The 4,083-nt window shown below is 71.1% G+C and carries 2 protein-coding genes; one reads left to right on the top strand and one right to left on the bottom strand.

Annotation, left to right across the window (positions count from 1 at the left end; all coding sequences use genetic code 11):
* Window positions 1-186: 186 nt before the first annotated feature.
* Entirely contained in the window at window positions 187-411 is a 225-nt protein-coding gene (locus GH736_RS18475; RefSeq protein ID WP_159605949.1) for a 2-phospho-L-lactate transferase CofD family protein, read from the bottom strand.
* A 162-nt stretch (window positions 412-573) separates the two neighbouring features.
* Between GH736_RS18475 and GH736_RS18470 the strand changes: the two genes are divergently transcribed.
* Window positions 574-4,083: HYR domain-containing protein (locus GH736_RS18470; protein WP_159605947.1), on the top strand; the 3,510-nt coding region annotated here is incomplete at its 3' end.

The raw sequence follows: 4,083 nt of genomic DNA, 5'->3' as shown, positions 1-4,083 counted from the left end.
CGTTGTGCCAACCAGGTCGTGAACGCCGGCCACGGGCGCCGGCGGCTGGCCGAGGTCGCCGCCAAGCAGGCGGAGCAGCTCGCGTTCTTCCCCATCCGGCCGCATCCGTCGGGGTCGTGGTGGGTTCGTCGGCTGCCATGGTGGTCTTCCTCTCCGGTTCGGGATGCCGCTGCGGCATCCGCTGATCTACACGCTCAAGTCATTCACCCCCGCGAGCGAGTAGACCAGCGAGTCGAAGTCGGGCATGAGCCGCACGCCCGCCAGCCACAGGTCGTCGCCCGTGTTCACGATCACGGTGACGGATGCCGCCGAGCCGCCCTTCCCGTCGGGCCAGCGCCGCGCGCACTCCTCGCGCACGCCGCGCACGAAGCGCGACCCTCCGACGCCGCCCGCGAGCACTGTGATCTGCACGCTGCCACGCTACCCGCGTCCGGAGGGGCGCCCCGCCGTACCCCGAAGTGGGGCGGCCGAACCGCGACGGATTCTCACGTTCGCCTTGACGGCGGCGTCGGGGACTGGTTGCGTGTCCCCCGAACGCAGCAGTTCGCGTCGCGACCGGGGGGACGTATGACGATGGGGTGGCTCACGCGCGGCCGCGCGCCGCGACAGCGGCGTGGCATCCGCACCGTCGCACTCGGCGCAGCACTCGGGGCGGTCGCCGCCCTCACGCTGGTGGTGCCCGCGCAGGCCGCGGCGCCGTCGTTCGTCGACCCGCCGACGCGGCTGTACATGGCCCCGGCCGGGTCGCTGCCGGTGAGCCTGCCAGCCGGCTTCCCGACGGTCATCCCCGAAGGCGAGCTCGCGTTCGACGGCGGCACCGACCTGATCTCGCAGGACGTGCGCACGATCGCCGTCGAATCGGCGGAGTCGGGCTGCGTCAACGCCGACCCGTGGAACCTCACCGGATGCACGGCGGTCCAGCTCTCGGTGTCGCACGGCACGCTCGACTTCAGCGACGCCCCATCCGTCGTCGACGATTCCGACAGCAGCATCGACGTGCTGCAACTGCCGAGCGGCGCCCTCGTGCGCGACAAGAGCGCCCTCAGCGACCTGCCCGCGCCGGTGGTCGCGGTCATCGGAACGACCCAGGAGGTGAACGACGCGCTGAAGACACTCGTCTACACCCCCGACGACGACTCCGACGACGACGGCACCGCCGACGACCCGTATTACTACAACGGATCGAACCCCGAGACGCTCGCCGTCACGCTCGTGCCCGGCGACCCAGCGCTCGGCACCGCGCAGGCCGACATCCAGATCCGCGTGCAGGAGCTCAACGACTTCCCCGAGGTAGAGGTGCCCGACCAGGTCTTCCAGGTGCCGTCGGGCGGGTCGGGCTTCCTCGGCGACGCCGGCGACGACACCGGCCAGCCCGACGAGGAGGACTGGAACGTCGTCGACGACGACAACGACGAGCAGGACGGCGACGACACCATCGACGGGCCGGGCGACGAGTGGCTGCTCATCGCGTGGACGGATTGCGGAACGTTCTCGATGCCGGCGTCCCCCTTCACCATCTACGACGACCTCGAGGAGCTGATGGAGGACACGCTCGACCTGGCGATCTCGCCGGATCCCTCCGATCCCGAGTTCGCCGAGTACGAGGCCAACCGTGCGCTCGTGGTCGAAGGGGCGATGAATGCGCTGCCCGACGAGGTGAAGAACCTGCCGTTCGCCACCGGCAATCCGAGCGACCCGCACAGCGCATTCGCCGGCGTGGTGAGGGGGCTGAACGCGATCGAGAGCCTGAACTACGCGCTCGACCAGGTCGAGTTCCTCGCGACCGGCCTTACCGACGTGACCTGCACCGTGCGGTTCCTGGTCTCCGACCTCGGCAACAACGGCCTGCCGCTGCAGTACCTCGGCGACCCGCCCTACGGCATGCAGGTGCCGTTCTTCGGCCTCGACCTCGACACGAACGACTTCCCGACGACCGAGAAGGTCGTCGTGCAGGTCGGCGCCGGCACCGAGATCGACGTGACCCTGGCGACCGACGTGCCCGTGGCGGAGGGCGCGACCGGCGTGGTGCCCGTCACGATCACGCCGGCGCAGCATCCGGCCTTCGACCTCACCGTGTCGACCGCGCCGGTGCCGCCGACGACGGCCGACGTCGACTACACCTCGCTCCCGGGGACGACCGTGTCGGTGCCCGCGGATGCCGCGACCGTCGACATCCCCGTCGACGCGCTCGCCGACGACGTGTACGACCCGGGCGAGACCTACACGGTCACCATCACGCTCCCCGCCGATCCGCCCGGCTACGCGCTCACGTCGTCGGATCCGTCGGCGATCGTGACCATCGGCGACGATGACCTGCCCCCCGACACGACGGCGCCGACGGTGACGGTCGAGCAGGGCGCGACGCAGGTCGACCCCACGTCGACGCTGCCGATCACCTTCGACGTCGAGCTCTCGGAGCCGGCCGTCGGATTCGACGGGACCGACGTCACCCTCGCGTTCACCGGAACCGGCACGCCGGTCGCGACGCTGGTGCCCGGCGGCTCGCCGACCGAGTACACGGTGACTGTCACCGGATTGACCGGTGACGGCGTGCTCACCGCGTCGGTCGCGGCAGGGGCCTTCACGGATGCCGCGCTGAACGCCAACACGGCGTCGACCTCGACCGACAACGCGGTGACCTTCGAGCTTCCCGACGAACCCGACACGACGGCGCCAACCGTGACGATCGACCAGGGTGCGACGCAGGTGGATCCGGCGCCGGTGCTGCCGATCGTGTTCGACGTGGCGTTCAGTGAACCGGTGGTCGGCTTCGACGCGAGCGACGTGACCCTGGCGTTCACCGGTGCCGGCACGCCCGCAGCGACCGTCGTGCCGGGTGGCGCGCCGGGCCAGTACGTGGTGTCGGTGAACGGGCTCACCAGCGACGGCGTGCTGACCGCGACGATCGCCGCGGGCGTGGCGACGGATGCCGCGCTGAACGCGAACACGGCGTCGACCTCGACCGACAACATGGTGACGTTCGACCTCGACGACGGTGATGTCACCGCCCCGACGGTGACGATCGACCAGGGCACGTCGCAGGTCGATCCCACCACGGCGCTTCCGATCGTGTTCGACGTGGCGTTCGGCGAGCCCGTCGTCGGGTTCACCGCGCCCGACGTGACGCTGGCGTTCACGGGCACCGGCACCCCCGCGGCCACCGTCGCGCCGGGTGGCACGCCGGGCACGTACACGGTGTCGGTCACCGGGCTCACGAGCGACGGTGTCCTGACCGCGACGATCGCCGCGGGCGTCGCGACGGATGCGGCGCTGAACGCGAACACGGCGTCGACGTCGACGGACAATGCGGTGACGTACGACTTCGACGAGGGCGATCCCGACGTGACGGCGCCGACGGTGACGATCGACCAGGGCGGGACGCAGGTGGATCCGACGGACGTGTTGCCCATCGTCTTCGACGTGGCGTTCAGCGAGCCGGTGGTCGGGTTCACTGACGCCGACCTGACGCTGGCCTTCACGGGCACCGGCACTCCGGTGGCGACGGTCACGCCCGGTGGCGCGCCGGGCCAGTACGTGGTGTCGGTGAACGGGCTGACGGGCGACGGCGTGCTGACCGCGTCGATCGCAGCGGGCGTGGCGACGGATGCCGCGCTGAACCCCAGCGCTGCGTCGACGTCGACGGACAACGCGGTGCGATACGCGCTCCTCGTCGACGAGCCCGACCCGCTCACGATCGACGTGCCCGACGACATCGTCGTCGACGCGCCTCCCGGCGAGCCGGGCGTGACCGTCGCCTTCGACCCGCCGACGACCACCGGCGGCGTCGCCCCGATCACGGTGAGCTGCGACCACGCCTCGGGCGACCTCTACCCGATCGGCGTGACCACGATCACCTGCACGGCCACCGACTCCGCGCCGCCCGAGCAGGTCATGCTCTTCGCGGTGATCGCCGCCTCGTTCACCATCACGGTGAACGAGACGACCGTGCCGGAGGAACCGGGCGGCCCCGGCGAGCCGGGCACGCCGGGCGGTTCAGGAAGCGGCGGCGGTTCCGGCTCCGGCTCGACCACGGGCGCGGGCACCACCTCGGGCATCGCGTCGACCGGCGTCGAGACGCAGGCT

The sequence above is a fragment of the Agromyces humi genome, assembly GCF_009720255.1.
Lineage (GTDB): Bacteria > Actinomycetota > Actinomycetes > Actinomycetales > Microbacteriaceae > Agromyces > Agromyces humi.
The sequence above is the reverse complement of the archived record's forward strand: the minus strand, read 5'-3'. Positions and strand labels throughout refer to the sequence as shown.